Source organism: Pseudomonas sp. S2_A02, assembly GCF_054668495.1.
In genome coordinates, this window is sequence record NZ_CP162776.1 from 3,108,188 (window position 1) to 3,125,316 (window position 17,129).

General features: G+C 58.5%; 14 protein-coding genes. 6 read left to right on the plus strand and 8 right to left on the minus strand.

All coding sequences use genetic code 11. The features are described 5' to 3' along the window. Nucleotides 1–143: 143 nt before the first annotated feature. The gene (locus AB4O41_RS14280; protein WP_460148194.1) at nucleotides 144–1,583 is read left to right on the plus strand and encodes a TolC family outer membrane protein; all 1,440 of its coding nucleotides are present in this window, start codon (nucleotides 144–146) and stop codon (nucleotides 1,581–1,583) included. A 73-nt stretch (nucleotides 1,584–1,656) separates the two neighbouring features. On the opposite strand, the gene AB4O41_RS14285 is transcribed toward AB4O41_RS14280, so the two are convergent. The 3 genes from AB4O41_RS14285 to AB4O41_RS14295 form a co-directional block, all read right to left on the minus strand. Next, nucleotides 1,657–2,628, minus strand: coding sequence for an IS110 family RNA-guided transposase (locus AB4O41_RS14285; RefSeq protein WP_460144197.1), 972 nt, complete (start codon nucleotides 2,626–2,628; stop codon nucleotides 1,657–1,659). A gap of 281 nt (nucleotides 2,629–2,909) precedes the next feature. Further along, nucleotides 2,910–4,187 carry a lipid IV(A) 3-deoxy-D-manno-octulosonic acid transferase gene (gene waaA, locus AB4O41_RS14290; protein WP_460148196.1) on the minus strand — a complete coding sequence of 426 codons (1,278 nt, stop codon included), beginning with the start codon at nucleotides 4,185–4,187 and terminating at the stop codon, nucleotides 2,910–2,912. A gap of 22 nt (nucleotides 4,188–4,209) precedes the next feature. Then, nucleotides 4,210–5,100, minus strand: a complete 891-nt coding sequence (locus AB4O41_RS14295; protein WP_460148198.1) for a LysR family transcriptional regulator — start codon at nucleotides 5,098–5,100, stop codon at nucleotides 4,210–4,212. A gap of 103 nt (nucleotides 5,101–5,203) precedes the next feature. On the opposite strand from AB4O41_RS14295, the gene AB4O41_RS14300 reads away from it, so the two are divergent. The 4 genes from AB4O41_RS14300 to AB4O41_RS14315 all read left to right on the plus strand — a co-directional run bounded on the left by AB4O41_RS14300 (nucleotide 5,204) and on the right by AB4O41_RS14315 (nucleotide 8,718). Beyond that, nucleotides 5,204–5,536 (plus strand): DMT family transporter, encoded by a 333-nt coding sequence (locus tag AB4O41_RS14300; RefSeq protein WP_008004867.1) that lies wholly within the window; start codon nucleotides 5,204–5,206, stop codon nucleotides 5,534–5,536. 199 nt (nucleotides 5,537–5,735) lie between these two features. After that, on the plus strand, nucleotides 5,736–6,911 hold the full coding sequence (locus tag AB4O41_RS14305; RefSeq protein ID WP_460148200.1) for an NAD(P)/FAD-dependent oxidoreductase: 1,176 nt from the start codon (nucleotides 5,736–5,738) through the stop codon (nucleotides 6,909–6,911). Continuing rightward, nucleotides 6,908–7,720 carry an aldo/keto reductase gene (locus AB4O41_RS14310; RefSeq protein ID WP_460148202.1) on the plus strand — a complete coding sequence of 271 codons (813 nt, stop codon included), beginning with the start codon at nucleotides 6,908–6,910 and terminating at the stop codon, nucleotides 7,718–7,720. Before AB4O41_RS14305 ends, AB4O41_RS14310 begins: the two co-directional genes overlap by 4 nt. 32 nt (nucleotides 7,721–7,752) lie before the next feature. Further along, a complete protein-coding gene (locus AB4O41_RS14315) occupies nucleotides 7,753–8,718 on the plus strand; it encodes a metal ABC transporter ATPase (RefSeq protein WP_460148203.1) in 966 nt (321 codons plus the stop codon). Nucleotides 8,719–8,794: 76 nt separating this feature from the next. On the opposite strand, the gene AB4O41_RS14320 is transcribed toward AB4O41_RS14315, so the two are convergent. From AB4O41_RS14320 to msbA, 5 genes are all read right to left on the minus strand, one after another. Continuing rightward, nucleotides 8,795–9,601, minus strand: coding sequence for a hypothetical protein (locus tag AB4O41_RS14320; protein WP_460148204.1), 807 nt, complete (start codon nucleotides 9,599–9,601; stop codon nucleotides 8,795–8,797). A 63-nt stretch (nucleotides 9,602–9,664) separates the two neighbouring features. After that, a complete protein-coding gene (locus AB4O41_RS14325) occupies nucleotides 9,665–10,369 on the minus strand; it encodes a hypothetical protein (RefSeq protein WP_460148205.1) in 705 nt (234 codons plus the stop codon). Nucleotides 10,370–10,372: 3 nt separating this feature from the next. After that, complete coding sequence (locus tag AB4O41_RS14330; RefSeq protein WP_460148206.1) at nucleotides 10,373–11,347, minus strand: glycosyltransferase family protein; 975 nt, start codon at nucleotides 11,345–11,347, stop codon at nucleotides 10,373–10,375. Between the two features lie 122 nt (nucleotides 11,348–11,469). Further along, entirely contained in the window at nucleotides 11,470–12,891 is a 1,422-nt protein-coding gene (hldE, locus tag AB4O41_RS14335) for a bifunctional D-glycero-beta-D-manno-heptose-7-phosphate kinase/D-glycero-beta-D-manno-heptose 1-phosphate adenylyltransferase HldE (RefSeq protein WP_460148207.1), read from the minus strand. A gap of 323 nt (nucleotides 12,892–13,214) precedes the next feature. Next, complete coding sequence (gene msbA / locus AB4O41_RS14340) at nucleotides 13,215–15,017, minus strand: lipid A export permease/ATP-binding protein MsbA (RefSeq protein WP_460148209.1); 1,803 nt, start codon at nucleotides 15,015–15,017, stop codon at nucleotides 13,215–13,217. Between the two features lie 156 nt (nucleotides 15,018–15,173). Here msbA and AB4O41_RS14345 point away from each other — a divergent pair, with 156 nt between their 5' ends. Continuing rightward, nucleotides 15,174–17,039 (plus strand): O-antigen ligase family protein, encoded by a 1,866-nt coding sequence (locus tag AB4O41_RS14345; protein WP_460148211.1) that lies wholly within the window; start codon nucleotides 15,174–15,176, stop codon nucleotides 17,037–17,039. Nucleotides 17,040–17,129: the final 90 nt, after the last annotated feature.

A 17,129-nucleotide genomic window follows, 5' to 3' on the forward strand; every position in this document is an offset into this window, starting at 1 on the left:
ACCATGATGAATGGCGCAATTACAGGATTGTTGCCATGCCTGCGTGCAACTACACTCGCTACGCCGTGCCGCGCCTTGACGCTGCAGGGCGCCGCGCCGTAGCCTTGGCGCTCAAATTATCAGCGTAATTTAGGGATGGCCTCATGCTGCGCAAACTCTCACTGGCCCTTGCCGTGTCTTGTGCGTCCAATGGAATGGCCTGGGCAGCAGAAGCGCCCTTATCGACCAGGACCGACCTGGTCAGCGTCTATCAGGAGGCGGTGGACAATAACGCCGACCTCGCCGCCGCCCGCGCCCAATACGGCGCCCAGAAGGAAGTCGTGCCCCAGGCCCGTGCCGGGCTGTTGCCCAACCTGTCCGCCGGTGCCGATCTGAACAACACCCGCACCTCACTCGATCAGCCATCGCTGACCTCGACCCGCAGTGGCACGGTGTATCAGGCGACCCTCGCGCAACCGATTTTCCGTGCCGATCGCTGGTTCCAGTTGCAGGCCGCCAAGGACGTCAACGAACAGGCTGCCTTGCAACTCTCGGCCACTGAACAGAACCTGATTCTGCAAAGCGCCGAAAGCTACTTCAACGTGCTGCGCAGCCAGGACACCCTGGCCTCGACCAAGGCCGAAGAAGCGGCATTCAAACGTCAACTCGACCAGTCTAACGAGCGCTTCGACGTCGGTCTGTCGGACAAGACAGACGTGTTGCAATCCCAAGCCAGTTACGACACGGCGCGGGCCAACCGGATTCTCGCTCAACGTCAGGTGGACGACGCGTTTGAAGCGCTGATCACCCTGACCAACCGCCAGTACAACTCGATCCAGGGCATCGTGCATACCTTGCCGATCCTGCCGCCGGCACCGAACGATGCCAAAGCCTGGGTCGACACCGCCGCCAAGCAGAACCTGAATTTGCTGGCCAGCAACTACGCGGTAAGCGCCGCCGAAGAGACTCTCAAGCAGCGCAAGGCCGGACATGCACCGACCCTGGATGCGGTCGCGCAGTACAAGAAAGGTGATAACGACGCCCTCGGTTTTACCAACCCGAACCCGAACGGCGTGCGTTACGGCGGTGATGTCGAGCAGCGCACTGTCGGCCTACAATTGAGCATCCCGATCTACAGCGGCGGGTTGACCAGTTCCCAGGTACGCGAGTCTTACTCACGGCTGACTCAGTCCGAGCAGCAACGCGAAGCGCTGCGTCGTCAGGTCGTGGAAAACACCCGCAACCTGCACCGCGCCGTCAACACCGACGTCGAGCAGGTGCAGGCCCGCCGGCAGTCGATCATTTCCAACCAGAGCGCGGTGGAAGCGACCGAAATCGGTTATCAGGTGGGGACGCGCAACATCGTTGACGTACTCGATGCCCAGCGTCAGCTGTACACCTCGGTGCGCAACTACAACAACACCCGCTACGACTACATCCTCGACAACCTGCGCCTGAAGCAGGCCGCCGGCACTTTGAACCCGGGGGATTTGCAGGACCTGACGCGTTATCTCAAAGCCGACTACAACCCGGACAAGGACTTCCTGCCACCGGATCTGGCCAAGGCTGCGGCGGAGCAATTACGGGCTAATCCGGCTCAATAAAAGCAAAAGATCGCAGCCTTCGGCAGCTCCTGCACTGGGATTGATGTACACCCTGTAGATACCGTCTTAAACCTCACCGAGCAAGCGCAAGTTTCGGGTCATAAGGCTGGCCCGATTTGAGCACGCCATAAACGAAGTGCAGCAGCTTGCGCATCGCGGCACAAATGATCTGCTTGGGGGCCTTGCCGTTGGCCTTCAAGCGATCCTTCATGGCCATGATCGCCTTGTTGTGCTGCAGCGCCACCAGGCCGGGCATGTAAAGGCCTGCCCGCACGCGCGCTGAGCCGATTTTTGAGATCACAGTACGGCCTTTGAGCAGTCCCGAATCCTGCAGCTTGGGGTTCAACCCAGCAGCAGCAACCAGCTTGCGAGGATCGTCATATTTACGCAGGTCGCCCAGCTCGGCCAGCAGCCGCTCAAGCGTTTTCTGCCCGATACCGTCGATGGTCACGATCAAGTCGCGCATTTGACGCATATCCGGGTCGTCATCGATGTGTTTTTTGATCGCTTTGTGCGTTTCAGCGATCTCTTTTTCGATATGGTGCAGCACGGAGTTAATTGAGGCTTTGACCTTTTCGTCAGATACCCCCAGACGATTGAGCTCCATTTGCTGCATTTCCTGAAGGTCATCCAGGCGGCGAACCAAGGCTTTCAACTGGCGATACTTCAGAGGCTCCGGCGCCCATGGCTGAAGCTTTTCATCCTTTTCCCGGGCGAAGTCCGCGATCAGCTTGGCGTCGCTTTTATCGGTTTTGATCCGGCGTAACTCACTGCCGGCGTAGGCATGGGTCGTGGCCGGATTCACCACGCAAACCCGGTAACCCTTGTTGTAGACGAACTCGGCGAGCGCCAGGTGATAGACACTGGTGGCCTCCATCACGATCAGTGCCGAAGGTTCGACCTGCTTGTGCAGCCAGGCTTCAAACTCTTTGAATCCTTTGGCGTCGTTCGCCAGTTTGGCTTTGGTTTTATGCTTGCCATTCGGCAGGTGTGTAGCGATATCAAAGGTGTTTTTAGCGACATCGACGCCGACGAAACTGGACATGTCTTCTCCCAATCAGATCAGTTGCGATCATCACTACACTCTGTCCAACCTTGTGAATGCGGGCTCTCGCCAGAGACGGGCCCAAGATACCGTTCGAACTGTACGAGTGAGTGTGGAGGGTTGGAGCACGATCTACGTCACAGGCAAAAAGCCTAAGGAGCTGCACGGCTTCCAGGTCCCTCCCTCGATGATCAGTCGAGAACTATCGCTCCTGATGGAGCAATAGTCGAGATACAAGGAGCTGCTGAAGACTGCGATCTTTTTGTTTCAGGCAACTCGATCTAACGCTCGATCAACCGCCCCAACCCATCCAGCAACCGCTGCAACGCGCCCTGATTGGTGCGCATCACTTTCAGCCCCGCCTCTGCCATCCGTTGCGCATCGCTCGGTAATTCGAACAATCGCTGCACCGCCAGCGCCAGACTTTCGGCATCATCGACCTCGGCCAACGCCCCGGCACTGCGCAACTGCGCGGCGATTTCGAGGAAGTTGAACAGGTGCGGCCCACTGAGCACCGGTTTGGCCAAGGCCGCCGGCTCCAGCAGGTTATGACCGCCATTCGGCACCAGACTGCCACCGACGAACGCACTGTCGGCCAAGGCATAGAGAAACAGCAACTCGCCCATGGTGTCGCCCAGCAGTACCGAAGTGCTTGCGGTAACCGGCTCGCCCGTCGAACGCCGTACCGTGGCGAAACCCTGCTGCCGGCACAATTCGAACACCGGGTTGAAACGTTCCGGATGACGCGGCACCAGAATCAGCAAGGCATCGGGATGATTGGCCAGCAGCCGACGATGGGCAGCCAGCACCACCTCGTCTTCGCCTTCGTGGGTACTCGCGGCAATCCACACTGGGCGATCCTGCGCCTGCCACTGCGCACGCAATTCGCCGGCGCGCTGCAGCAGTTGCGGGTCGATGGTCAGGTCGAACTTGATCGAACCGGTCACTTCGACGGTTTCCGGGCGCGCACCCAAATCCCGGAAGCGCTGCGCCTCGGCTTCGGTCTGCACCGCGAACAGGCTCATCTCGGCGAGCATCGGCCGGGTCAGTTTACGGAAACGGCCATAGCCTTTGGCCGAACGTTCAGACAGTCGCGCATTGGCCAACGCCACGGGAATTCCGCGCTTGGCGCATTGGTGGATATGGTTGGGCCAGAGCTCGGTTTCCATGATTACCGCCAGTTCCGGCCGGACCCGATCAAGGAATCGCGCCGCGGCGCAAGGCAAGTCATAAGGTAAATAGCAGTGCTGGATGCGCGGCTCGTTGGCGAACAGTGCCTGGATGCGCTCGGATCCGGTTGGGGTCATGCAGGTGACGGTGATCGGCAGCGCCGGATACTGTTGCAGCAAGGCACGAATCATCGGCGCCGCGGCGATGCTTTCGCCCACCGACACCGCGTGCACCCAGAGGCCGCCGGGCTTCATCGCCGGCAGCGCGAGGGAGAAACGCTCGCCAATGCGTTTGGCGTACGCCGGCGCCTTGCGCGCCCGCAGCCAAAGCCGAATCGCTACCAGTGGCAGCCCCAGGTAAAACAGCGCGGTGTAGAGAGTTCTATTCATGGCGGCGGAGTTTATCGGTTTTTTAGCTGATCGCCTGCAAGTGCACGGCAAAACGTTCCGCCAGCCAACGAGCCGCCGGGCCGAGGGGCTCATCGCGACGCCAGACCAGTTCGACAATCAATGCCGGCGGCGTCCATTCGCTGCTCAGCTCGACCATCAGATCCTGATACGCCGGGTACTGCACCACATGTCGCGGTAACCAGGCCCAACCGAGACCGCGCATCACCCATTCAGCCATCACGTAGAAACTGTCGGCACGCCAGACCTGCGGGCTGGCCGGCTCGCTGCCGGGATAGACGCTGGACTGCGTGGACATCAGCAACTGTCGATGCTGCGCCAATTGCTGGCAATCAACTTGCGCCTGCTTCGCCAAGGGATGCCCCACGCCGCACACCGTGACCATTTCGATGCTGCCCAGCACTCGCCGTTCGAGGGCTTCGGGAATCTGATCGTGATAAAACAGCAAGCCCAGGTCGGCCCGACGTTCCACCAGTTTGCGCGCGACATCACCTTGGGCGGCGCTGGTCAGCTGCACTTCGAGGCTGGGAAACTGTTCTGCCAGGGCCTCGAAGCTTTCAACCACCGCTTGATAGGGCATTGCTTCGTCCTGAGCCACACGCAGACTCGCTTCCTGGCCGCGCATCATCGCCAGTGCCCGACCATTCAGGCGCTCGCATTGGCGCAGCACTTCCCGCGCCTCTTCAAGCAGCGCGGTACCGGCCTCGGTGAGTTTCGGCTGACGACCACTGCTGCGATCGAACAGGCTGACACCCAAGTCCTCTTCCAGCAGCGCAATCGAACTGCTGACCGCCGACTGCGCCTTGCGCTGATCCCGCGCCACCGCGGAAAACGAACGCTGTTCCGCGACGCTGACAAACAAGCGCAGCTGTTCCAGATTCCATTGCATATTCATGGATTAACCCATCTCCATAGCAGATAGGTAATGACTTTACCGCATCTGGCGAATCTCTAGAATGCCGACCTCAGAGAGCAACGCTTCATACGAGGATTGACCCATGACCGCTTACTACTACCTGGCCATCGCCATCTGCGCCGAAGTGATCGCTACTGTTTCGATGAAAGCGGTCAAAGGTTTCAGCACGCCACTGCCGCTGCTGCTGGTCATCGTCGGTTACGGCATTGCTTTCTGGATGTTGACGCTAGTGGTGCGCAGCGTTCCGGTGGGTGTGGCCTACGCGGTATGGGCCGGCATGGGGATCGTGATGGTCAGCGTTGCGGCGCTGTTTATCTACGGGCAGAAGCTGGATGTGCCGGCAATGCTGGGGATGGCGCTGATTGTGCTGGGTGTTGTGGTTATTCAGTTGTTCTCGAAAACCGCCGGGCACTAAAACCCGAAGCACTTTCCATTGTGGGAGCGAGCCTGCTCGCGATAGCGGTCTTGCATTCAACCCTTAGGTTGCATGTGCCGGCCCCATCGCGAGCAGGCTCGCTCCCACAGGTTTTGCATCCTCCCTATTGATCACCAACAAATCCCCTCCGCATCGAGTCTGTATACTGCGCCCTCGTCTTGAACACTGAGGTCGCTGCATGCCATCCGTTATTTCCACCGACGTTCTGATTGTCGGCGCTGGTGTCGCCGGCCTCTGGCTGAATGCGCGCCTGCGCCGCCAGGGCTTTTCAACCGTGCTGGTGGAAAGCGCCAGCCTCGGTGGCGGGCAGAGCCTGAAGTCCCAGGGCATCATCCACGGCGGCGCCAAGTACGCGTTGCACGGTGCCCTGACCGGCGCCTCGGAAGCCATCGCCGACATGCCACGTCGCTGGCGTGAAGCGCTGGCCGGCGACGGCGAACTGGACCTGTCCGGCGTGCGCGTGTTGTCCGACGCTCATTACCTCTGGTCCCCCGGCACCCTCGCCGGCAACCTCACCAGTTTTTTCGCCAGCAAAGCTGTGCGCGGGCGGGTCGATCAGGTCAAAGGCGATCAATTGCCGCCGGCGCTGCAAGACAAGCGCTTCAAGGGCAAGGTCTATCGCCTGACGGAACTGGTGGTCGACGTGCCGAGCCTGATCCAGCGCCTGGCCGATCTGGCTGGCGACGGTCTGCTGGCCGGTCAGCACATCGAACCGCTGCTGGAAAACGGCGAGCTGGTCGGCTTGAAAGTCGACGAACGTGAGATCCGCGCCCAGCGCATCATCCTCAGCGCCGGTGCCGGCACCGCCGACCTGCTCACGGCGCTGGGCCTGAGCCAACCGGCCATGCAGCGTCGTCCTCTGCACATGATCATCGTCAAAGGCCCAGGCCTCAAACCGCTGTACGCCCATTGCCTGGGCGGCGGGCCGAAGCCGCGCGTCACCGTGACCACTCACCCGGCCGCCGATGGCCAGTGGGTGTGGTACGTGGGAGGCGACATCGCCGAAGCCGAAGGCGTGGCCCGCGAGCCTGCGGCGCAGATCGCCAGCGCGCAAAAAGAACTCGGCAACCTGCTGCCGTGGATCGACTTTAGTACCGCACAGTGGGCGACCTTGCGGGTCGAACGCGCAGAGCCGCTGCAATCGGGCCTGATTCGCCCGGACAACGCCTTCCTCGCCGAGCAGAATCGTCTACTGGTGGGTTGGCCGACCAAATTGGCTTTGGCGCCGGACTTCGCTGACCGTGTCATCGCTTCGCTGCAGCGCGACGGCATCCAGCCGAGATACCCGGCGCCGCTGCCGGAACTGCCGAAACCACCGATGGGCGTCCCTGCCTGGGAGCAACTGCTGCCATGAGCCAACCGACCCTGCACGATCTGCATCGCCCTTTGGGGAGCACCGGCCTGCTGGTTTCGCCCCTGGGTCTGGGCACAGTGAAACTCGGCCGCGATCAAGGGGTGAAATACCCCAACGGCTTCCAGATCCCCGGCGATGACGAAGCACGCATGTTGCTCAAACTCGCGCGCGACCTGGGCATCAACCTGATCGACACAGCACCGGCTTATGGCCGCAGCGAAGAACGTCTTGGCCCGTTGCTACGTGGTCAACGCCAGGATTGGGTGATTGTCAGCAAGGTTGGCGAAGAGTTTGCCGACGGCCAATCGCACCACGACTTCAGCGCCGCCCACACTCGCCTGTCGGTGGAACGCAGCCTGCAACGCCTGGAAACGGATGTTATCGATCTGGTGCTGGTGCACTCCGACGGCAACGACCTGGCAATCCTCAATGACAGTGAGGTCTATGCGACCCTTGCCGAGCTCAAGCGCGAAGGCAAGATTCGCGGTTTCGGTTTTTCCGGCAAAACCGTCGAAGGCGGCTTGAAGGCTCTGGAACAAGGTGATTGCGCGATGATCACCTACAATCTGAACGATCAGAACGAGAAGCCGGTCATTGACTATGCTGCTGCTCACGGTAAAGCGATCCTGGTCAAAAAAGCCTTGGCCAGCGGCCATGTGTGCTTGAGCCCGGGCGTGGACCCGGTGCGCGCCAGCTTCGAGTTGTTGTTTGAACACCCGGGTGTGGCCAGTGCTATTGTCGGGACCATCAATCCGCTGCACCTCGCCCACAACGTCGCGACCGTTGCCCAGGTCCTTCGTAGAAACTGATGCCGCCCACGCGGCCTTAAGCAGGAGCCGACATGCCGCGTACGCTGATAAGAAAGAACCCGAGCAACTTCAAGACCCTGCCGTTATTCGTCGAAGCGACTCCCGAAGGCCTGAGTTACCAGAGCGTCGGAATGCCGTTGAATTTCTCCCAGACCCTGCAACGTCGCCGCCCGGTGACGGTGCCCGACAACGAGCGGTTTGCCTTGGAGCTGGCGAACCTTGGGGTTTCGGTGCGCCTGACCCTGCATTGGCAGAATCGCGATTACTGGGTGTTGGTGCGTCAGCGCCGGCAAGACCGCGGCGATGTGGTGCTCAAGCTGATCTCGGGTTACGTGCCGGCCCATGAGCTGAACCTGCCGCTGCACACGGCGACCCAGGAAATTGCCGAAGAGTGCCTGCTGGAAACCCCGGAGGGCTGGCTCAGCGGGCGTTTCAACGACACCTGGCTGCCAGCACCCTACTCGTCCGCCCTGCATTACCGCGAAGCCCTGCCGTTTCGCCTGACGCCGCTGTCCGGCTCGGCGCGGCCGGTGCGCTGCGCCAACATGCCGCTGATCGAGCGCCCGCGGGCCTACGTGCATTTACCGACCGCGTCGTTGCAATTGATCTACGACTTGCGCCTGGATGTGCCCAAGGAAGCCAAATCCCTGAGCCTGTTCCATGTGGACGAACGGCTGGAGGGCGATCAATTGGTGGCCCGGCTCGATCGCAAACGTCCCGATTTGTATTTGATGCCACTTGAAGATGGGGTGCCTCTTCCCGAGTTGTATACGCTCAAGCGCGATAAGCTTTTACCGGCCAGCACCCGTGGACTGTATCTGGCAGAGAGCTTTGCTATCCAGGAAGGCTGGATCGTTCGGGAAGAACGTATTCGCTGGAAGGACTGGATTGCACAACAAGGAGTGGGAGTACCGAAAAGCCGGCAACAAGGGTTGAAGCAACTGAGCGTCAAGGCTCTGCGACTGGTGAGGCTGGTGCAGGGAACACTGCGTAAATAATTGTGAAGTTGTCGCGGGCATAAGAGATTCTTACAGTGGAGGCAGGATCGAAAACCACATCTCACGAGTTTTCCGTCTAGTCCGATCGTTGCCTGTCCATGAAAGTGCGAAACCGCGCAAACAGATGAAAGTAGCGATTCTCGCGCTTGCCCATACCTCGCTTGGGAGAAAACGACTCATCAGCAAATGCACCCGTGATACGAACACGGGACGCCTTGGTATCCATGGTGCAGACCTTGGCGCCTGCCTGTTGCAGTACATATTTGAGCAGCCGTTCGGAATGCAACTTCCTTCCTGTTGCTTTACAGAAGTCAAAGATGTGTTCAATCCTTTTCCCATAAGCCATGTAGGTATCCCGACCACAAATGGCAAAACGATCGTTCAGTCCTCCCCACCACTGCCAATCAGGGATATAAGTAATCAACCGCCTGGCATTGGGATGCTTGAACACATAAGTAGGAAGCGGTGTGTGATAGAAATTATCCGGCCGCACGAATACTACGAAATCAGGATTGAAGGACTCCATCATGGCAGTGACTGTGTGCAGTGAGTTCAGCTGATAGATCAGGTTGCGAAGTGATGCATGTTCATCAGCCCACGTATCGCCGAGTGCCTTTACTTGTTCAAAATTCCAACGTTCTAGAACACCTTCCGTTGAGGTGAGTCGGCCGGTCATAGACTCGAAGGCTTCATAGTTGTCCGCTGCCAACTCACCCTTCTCGCCTGAACGCGAGTTCTGGATTTCGTCGATTTTATAGAGATGATAAAAGCACTTTACGTTGCTGTTCGAGGGCAGCCGCGCAAGAACGTTTTCTTGAATGGAGGGAAAGCAGATTTCCGAATTTCTTGGAATACCAAAAAAAGCCACCGCAATATTTAACACTCGACAACACCCCTGAAAAAATCGAGCCTTTTCCGCGCCCTACTGGCGACCGGTCACAATCATTTATTTGCGACGAAGCAATATTTGCCACCAACTGCGACGCAGTAGAGGTACGACGATGACGTCCGACTTTTGCAGCCAGTCCCGTTCATAGTCCCAGGCATGCCCACCCCAGAGCTTTCCCGCTTCATTGGAAAAACCCAGTGTCATCAGTTGGTAGGTATAACCGACGTGACTGCGTAGCCAATCGAACAGCACCAGCGCGTTAAAACCAGTGGAAGGCCCAACATAACGCTTACCTCCTGGTCGATCGACCGGGTAGTTCCACAATGCCGGTAACGGGATACGCTCCCAATAAAGAGCCACTCGCGGCAGAGGACACATCGCCTCTGTGCTTCCCACCAGCATCGTAAAACAACGCCCGTCAGCGTTCTCGAAAAGTCGCTGTACTTCAGGTGCATAGGGAAGGCCGAAAAAGTAAGCGTCCGGCGCATTGAAACCATGCACGAATACATTAACGCTCTGCGGGCAAAGCAGTAGCGATTTAATACAGGTGTTGAAACTGACCACTACGTCATCAATGCCAATATTCAACGCTTGGAAATCGGCCGACGTGATAGCCGGATTATTGGCTATCAGCACAACACGAGCGGTCTTTCGCAAGCACTCTTTCAGCTCCTCCGGCAGACCATCCATAACAGACTGACGCCCACCAGGCATCGCTTCCAACGCCATTTGCTCACAGGCTTGAGGCTTTTGATATTCCATCGTCTACTCCGGAACCTTCATCCCGTGGCGTACCGTCACCCAAAGGCGAGTGAACGATGATGGTGGTCGCCAAGGACGCATTTCACGCTGTATCTCGGCGGCGAGCGTACGACCCACGCGAGCAAAGGAATACTGGCTCTGCGCAAATGCCTGTCCGTTACTGGCGATACGAGCCGTCAACAACGGATCACTCTGCAATAGCTTGAGTTTTTCCACGGCTTCATCTTCGGAACGATAGAAAACAGTGTTGTGCATATCCCGAAAGCCCAGCAGCTCGTCTTCTTCACCCTGACTCCAGGCCAGCAGTACACAGCCACACGCCATCGCTTCAAAGTTCTTGATCATGAATTCATTCATGCCTATATCGGCACTGACAAAAATCTTGATGCGATTGAGCATTTCCAGATACTCGGTACCTGAGTTGGTGCGGGCGACCAGCATGCCAGTACGCTGGGAAAGCGATTCAAGGAGTGCCTTGCGTTGCGCATACTCGGTACTTTTCAGACTGCCCAGAAAACCGATCGGGATGTCTCGGACACCGTCCATGTTATGCAGCATCTGTTCGTCATATCCTTTGGAAACGAACACTGCATCAATATTTTCAGCTTGCATCCGACGCGCAACAACAGCTCCGGAAACCAGCACGCGAGAGCTTGGAAGTCGATTGTACAGGCGCGAATAAACCCGCCGGTACTTACTGTTGGGCATGTAGTTCTGATAGGCGTCATGCTCGAGAAAAATCAGACCGGGAATACACTTTAGAACACGGACCTGCGGGGCAAGGCGCTTGACTCTAGAGAAAATCACGACCCGGTCGAAGTTCTGATAATTGACCGAAGCGAGAAACGGACCGAGGTTCATCTGCTGTTTTTTGCTCAGACGATAGACGACACATTCATCGCAGTTCTGCTGCACGATCTCATACAGCCGATCCAGAATGACTCGTTGTTCGTCCATCACCAGAAGCATGACTTTCATACATTCATTACCACGAGACAAAAGCAGATAAACGCGGGTTGGTACGAGCCAACATCAACGGGAACGGTTATACCTTCAGGGTAAAACCGCTCACATACAGTACAAAACGGAAGACGCCCACTTCAATGGTTGCGGATCTTCTCGACAATCGCCGTAGTCGAGCTGTTTTCCACCAATCCCAGCACTTTCACTGACCCGCCATAAGCGGTAACGATGTCCGCACCGACTACCTGCTCGATGCCATAGTCCCCACCCTTGACCAATACGTCCGGCTTGACCTCACGCAGCAGGTTTTCCGGAGTGCCCTCTGCGAAGCTGATTACCCAATCCACGGCGCCCAGACCGGCCAGTACAGCCATGCGACGGTCGACGCTGTTGATCGGCCGACCCGGCCCTTTCAAGCGGCTCACCGACGCATCATCGTTGACCGCCACGATCAGACGATCGCCCTGGGCCCGCGCCTGCTCGAGGTAGGTCACGTGGCCGGCGTGCAGGATGTCGAAGCAGCCGTTGGTGAAGACGATCTTCTCATTGTGTGCACGTGCGTCGTCGACGGCCAGCAACAGCTGCTCCAACCCCAACACACCACGCTCGGAACCTTCTTCACGCTGAATCGCGCGACGCAGTTCCGGCGCGCTGATAGCCGCGGTACCGAGCTTGCCGACCACGATGCCCGCCGCCAGGTTGGCCAGAGCCACCGCGTGGGGCAGTTCTTCGCCAGCGGCGATCGCTGCCGCCAGGGTAGAAATCACCGTGTCACCGGCACCGGTCACGTCGAACACCTCACGGGCACGGGCCGGCAGGTGCAGCGCCGGATGATCCGGGCGCAGCAAGGTCATGCCGTGTTCGCCACGGGTCACCAGCAACGCGCCGAGGTCGAGGTCGTGCATCAGCTGCGCGCCCTTGCTCACCAACTCGTGCTCATCGGCGCAACCACCGACGATGGTTTCGAATTCACTTAGGTTCGGGGTGATCAGGCTCGCGCCGCGGTAGATCGAGAAATCCTTGCCCTTGGGATCGGCCAGTACCGGAATCCCACGCGCACGGGCAGCCTGGATCAGCACCTGATGGTTTTTCAGCGCGCCTTTGCCGTAGTCGGACAGCACCAGCACCTTGATGCCTTCGAGCAACTCGTCGACCTGCTCGCTCAGCGCCAGAGCGTCGGTAGAGAAAGGTTCTTCGAAGTCGATACGCAGCAATTGCTGGTGACGGCTCATCACCCGCAGCTTGACGATGGTCGGCTGGTGCGCGATGCGCTGGAACAACGCTCGCACGCCGGCGCCCTTTAGGCTATTGACCAGGCTGTCGGCAGCCTCATCGTCGCCGGTCACCCCGACCAGCGAGGCTGGCGCACCGAGCGCGGCAATGTTCAGGGCAACGTTGGCGGCACCGCCCGGGCGGTCCTCGATTTGCTCGACTTTGACTACCGGTACCGGTGCCTCAGGAGAAATCCGTGAGGTACCACCATGCCAGTAACGGTCGAGCATGACATCGCCGACCACCAAGACAGGGGCTTGATCGAATCGCGGCATGGACAACTTCATGGAGCAACCCACATACAAAATGAACAGGGGCGCGATATTAGCACAGGGTTGGCGCTGGCTTGCGTGACGGCTGCAACCGAATGAATCGTCAGGGAGTTCTGCTCATTTATTGAGCAGAGCTAACCGATAGCCGCCGGTATCCAGACGTTGTAGATCCTGGTGTCGATCTCGCGCTGTCAGCGACAGCTTAAGTTTAGGGAACTTAACAAGCGCGTTGTCGAGATTTATTCCGGATTGGTCAAAGCACAAGGGTCTGACTACAAGCAGGACGCGTTGCACGCTGGTGAACGCGAGGGGTGAGTCGGGCTCACCCCTCGCAACGGTCAGGCGATGTCTTCAGTCGGGGCGTCGAGCCCCATGGCGTTCAGACGGGCGTAGTAACCGTTCTGCGCCAGAAGTTCGTCATGGGTGCCGCGCTCCACAATACGGCCCTGGTCCATGACCAGGATCAGGTCAGCTTTCTCGATGGTCGACAGACGGTGAGCGATGACTAGAGTGGTCCGGCCTTTCATGACCTGATCCAGCGCGGCCTGAATGTGCCGCTCGGATTCGGTATCGAGGGCAGACGTGGCTTCGTCGAGAATCAGCAACGGCGCATTTTTCAGCAGGGCCCGGGCAATCGCCAGACGCTGGCGCTGACCGCCGGACAACAACACGCCGTTCTCACCGACTGGAGTGTCCAGGCCTTCGGGCAACTGTGCGATGAAGTCCATCGCGTAGGCGTCTCTTGCCGCTTTCTCGATGTCTTCGCGGGGGGCGCCGGCCAGATCGCCATACGCAATATTGTTGGCCACGGTGTCGCTGAACAGCGTCACATGCTGGGTCACCTGAGCAATGTGCTTACGCAGGTTCAGCAGTTTGTACTGCTCCACTTCAACGCCATCGAGCAGGATCTCGCCCTTGTCGTGGTGATAGAAGCGCGGAATCAGGTTGGCCAGGGTCGACTTGCCGCTGCCCGAACGCCCCACCAACGCCACCATTTGCCCCGGCTCTACCGAGAAACTGATGTCATCGAGTACCTGGCGCTCGGTGCCCGGGTAAGTGAAGCTCAGGTGGCGCACATCCAGCCGACCGCTGACGGCCTCGCGCTCGACGGTGCCTTTATCCAGCTCGGGTTCGACGTCCAGTTGCTCGAAGATACTCTCGGCACCGGCTACACCTTTCTGGATAGTCGAGCTGACTTCGGACAATTGACGGATCGGCTTGGGCAACAGACCCGCCAGGGTGATGTAGGCCACCATGTCACCGGCGGACGCATCGCCGCGCAGGAACAACACCAGGAACATCAGCACCGCCATGGCGCTGTAAATCACCAGTTGCAACAGCGGCGTATAGATGGCGCCCGTACGGGTCATGCGCAGTTGCTTGTCGGTATTGCCCTGGCTGGCGTTGAAGAAGCGCTTCTGTTCGTAGACTTCGCCGCCGAAGCTGCGCACCACGCGATAGCCCTGGATGGTTTCCGAAGCCACGTGGGTTACGTCGCCCATGGCGGCCTGGATCTTCTTGCTCTGTTTGCGAAATTTCTTGCTGGCGGTGCCCACCATCAAGGCGATCAACGGCAGGATCGCAACCATGACCAGCGTCAGTTGCCAGTTCATGAACAGCAGCGAGGCGAACAGGAAGATCACCGTCATGCCTTCACGAATAACGACCTTGATCGCATCTGTGGCCGCCCCCGTGACCATGGTCACGTTGAAGGTGATGCGTGAAATCAGATGACCCGAGTTATGCTTGTCGAAGTAGCGGTTGGGCAAAACCAGCAGATTGTTGAACAACTGCACGCGAAGGTCATGGACCAGCCCGAGGGAAACCTTGGCCAGGAAGTAGTTGCCCAGATAAGATCCCAGCCCTTGCCATGCGGCAATCAGGATGATCAACAAGGGCACCGCCTGCAGCAGTTGCAGGTCACGCAGGTACGGTACGCTTGGAAACAGCACTGCTTCGGGGTTGGACAGGCCGTCGACGAAGTACTTGAGGATGTAGCCGAGCATTGGCTGAGTCGAAGCGAAAATCAGAAAACCGACAATGCTGATCAGAAACAGACTGATGTACGGCCGGACATAGCCGAGCAGGCGGAAGTAGATTTTCAAGCTCGATGGGCTTGCGGAGAGACTGGAGTCGGTCATATCACGCGAATGTCGATAAAAAGGACGCTGACTTTAGCACAGCTTCTTCAGGGTTCTGGCAATCGTATAAAGGCTGTTATTGTTAAGCGTCAAATTAAGCATCAAATAGCCATCACGCCGAAATGGCCGATCAACTTCAGGATTGAATCTCTCAACATGCAAGTCAGCGGTTTCAACAGCACGTCCAATCGAGTCTTCGATTTCATTTGCCTCTGGATTCTTCCTCTCGGCTATTTTCTGCTCCTGTGTGCGCTGTTCTTTCTGCCGGGCCGCAGTCTGTATCACAAACTCTTTTATGGCCTGTTCAGCATTCCATCGCTGATCGCCCTGTGCCTGCGCCCCCGTGAATTCAAGGAACTGCTGCGCGAACCGATCTTCATCGCGATGCTGCTGTTCGCCGCCTGGGCCTTGCTCAGCCTGAGCTGGGGGCCGCCGATGGAGGAGAGCGTCATGGGTCAGTTCAAGCCTGCCTTGCATACCCTGATGCTGGTCGCCGGCTGCTACCTGCTGGTGCGCTACCGCAGCGAGATCGTCCAGCCGCTGCTATTCAGTGCCGCAATGGTCGGGCTGATCGCTTCGGTCTATAACTTGTTCATGTTTGCCCGCATCTACGAGCCGGGCATGCGCCTGATCGGGGGTGGCGCATTCGACAATCCGCTACTCAGCTCCCATGTATTCGGTTTCTTTTGTACCTATTGGCTGAGCCTGAGCATGACCTGCAAGCGTCGGCATATGCTCTGGCTGAGCATTCCGGCGATGGCCATCATGTTCGCCGCAGTGATCGCTACCGGGTCCAGAACGCCGTTGGTTGCATTGACACTGGCTGCCCTTTGGCTGAGCTTCATTTGCTGGAACCGTCGTTCTTTCGTATTGATGGGTGCCTTGCTTATCAGCAGTGCGGCGGTTGTCGTGTTGTTTTCAAAGATGATCATCGAACGCGGTGACTCTTATCGCTTCGAAATCTGGCAGTTGGCCCTGCAAAAAATTGCCGAGCACCCGTGGATAGGTCATGGCTACAACGCCAGCCTGACCCTCGACCCGGGTATTGGTTACACCTTGCAGGAGCCTCATAGCTTCGCCTTGGGCGTGCTTTACTACGTCGGCATCTTCGGCCTGCTGCCATGGTTGTTTTTCCAGGCCTGGGGTTTGCTGAGCAGCTGGCGGAATCGCGTGCAACCGCTGTTCATCATCGCCTCGACCTGGCTGGTATTCGGCATCGGGGCAGGCCTGACCGAAGGCGGCGGCATCATCTCCAGGCCCAAGGAACACTGGTTACTGCTGTGGATTCCACTGGCTCTGATCGCCGCGCTGAGCATCAACCAGCGAGCCAGGCGTCTGTTGGCGATGCCGGTCAAGACATTGACCTCGACAGCCCTGCAACAGCTGACCGCCAGCGCCCAGGTGATCGAAGAAGATGGTCTGGGCCCCAAAGTCCTGCGCCTGACCGATGGCAGCTTCCTCAAGCTGTTCCGCCGCCGCCGCTGGTACACCTCGGGCAGCTTCAACCCCTATTCCGAACGTTTTGCCGCCAACAGCGAGCAATTGCGCAACATGGGGATCCCGACCCCACAAATTCTGGATCTGTACCGGCTCAATGACGGCAGCAGTGCCGTGCACTATTCGCCACTACCAGGCAGCACCTTGCGTCAGGTGCTTCAAGGCATTACCGCGCCAGCGGTACGCCAGGCGCTGGTTGAGCGTTTCGGCAAATTCATGGCGCAGCTGCATGAGCAAGGTGTCTACTTTCGTTCCCTGCACCTGGGGAATGTACTGGTACTGAACGACGGAGAATTCGGCCTGATCGATCTGGCGGATATGCGCATCTATCCATCATCGTTGAGCCTGTCCCTGCGCCAGCGCAATCTGCGTCATATGCAGCGTTACACCGAGGATCGCCGCTGGCTGTTCGAGGACCATTTTGACGCGCTACTTCAGGGATACGCCGTGACGGCGTCGAAAGCCGCCGTTGATAATCTGCACAGGCAGGTGCTGGCCGGGGGGCACCCGGCACAGACTCACTAATGCCCGGGACCGACCTGCTCATTGCGCGGGCGGCCCGGGCCGTAAGGCCTACAAGCGTCTGCCCGAGAGGAACGCTCGCTAAAGCGTGAT

Excerpts from the sequence above, each read along its gene's own strand:
- AB4O41_RS14285 (WP_460144197.1), bottom strand. The coding sequence starts at position 2,628 with ATGTCCAGTTTCGTCGGCGTCGATGTCGCTAAAAACACCTTTGATATC.
- AB4O41_RS14280 (WP_460148194.1), top strand. The coding sequence starts at position 144 with ATGCTGCGCAAACTCTCACTGGCCCTTGCCGTGTCTTGTGCGTCCAAT.
- AB4O41_RS14295 (WP_460148198.1), bottom strand. The coding sequence starts at position 5,100 with ATGAATATGCAATGGAATCTGGAACAGCTGCGCTTGTTTGTCAGCGTC.
- AB4O41_RS14315 (WP_460148203.1), top strand. The coding sequence starts at position 7,753 with ATGCCGCGTACGCTGATAAGAAAGAACCCGAGCAACTTCAAGACCCTG.
- AB4O41_RS14330 (WP_460148206.1), bottom strand. The coding sequence starts at position 11,347 with ATGAAAGTCATGCTTCTGGTGATGGACGAACAACGAGTCATTCTGGAT.
- hldE (WP_460148207.1), bottom strand. The coding sequence starts at position 12,891 with ATGAAGTTGTCCATGCCGCGATTCGATCAAGCCCCTGTCTTGGTGGTC.
- waaA (WP_460148196.1), bottom strand. The coding sequence starts at position 4,187 with ATGAATAGAACTCTCTACACCGCGCTGTTTTACCTGGGGCTGCCACTG.
- AB4O41_RS14305 (WP_460148200.1), top strand. The coding sequence starts at position 5,736 with ATGCCATCCGTTATTTCCACCGACGTTCTGATTGTCGGCGCTGGTGTC.
- AB4O41_RS14310 (WP_460148202.1), top strand. The coding sequence starts at position 6,908 with ATGAGCCAACCGACCCTGCACGATCTGCATCGCCCTTTGGGGAGCACC.
- msbA (WP_460148209.1), bottom strand. The coding sequence starts at position 15,017 with ATGACCGACTCCAGTCTCTCCGCAAGCCCATCGAGCTTGAAAATCTAC.
- AB4O41_RS14325 (WP_460148205.1), bottom strand. The coding sequence starts at position 10,369 with ATGGAATATCAAAAGCCTCAAGCCTGTGAGCAAATGGCGTTGGAAGCG.
- AB4O41_RS14300 (WP_008004867.1), top strand. The coding sequence starts at position 5,204 with ATGACCGCTTACTACTACCTGGCCATCGCCATCTGCGCCGAAGTGATC.
- AB4O41_RS14345 (WP_460148211.1), top strand. The coding sequence starts at position 15,174 with ATGCAAGTCAGCGGTTTCAACAGCACGTCCAATCGAGTCTTCGATTTC.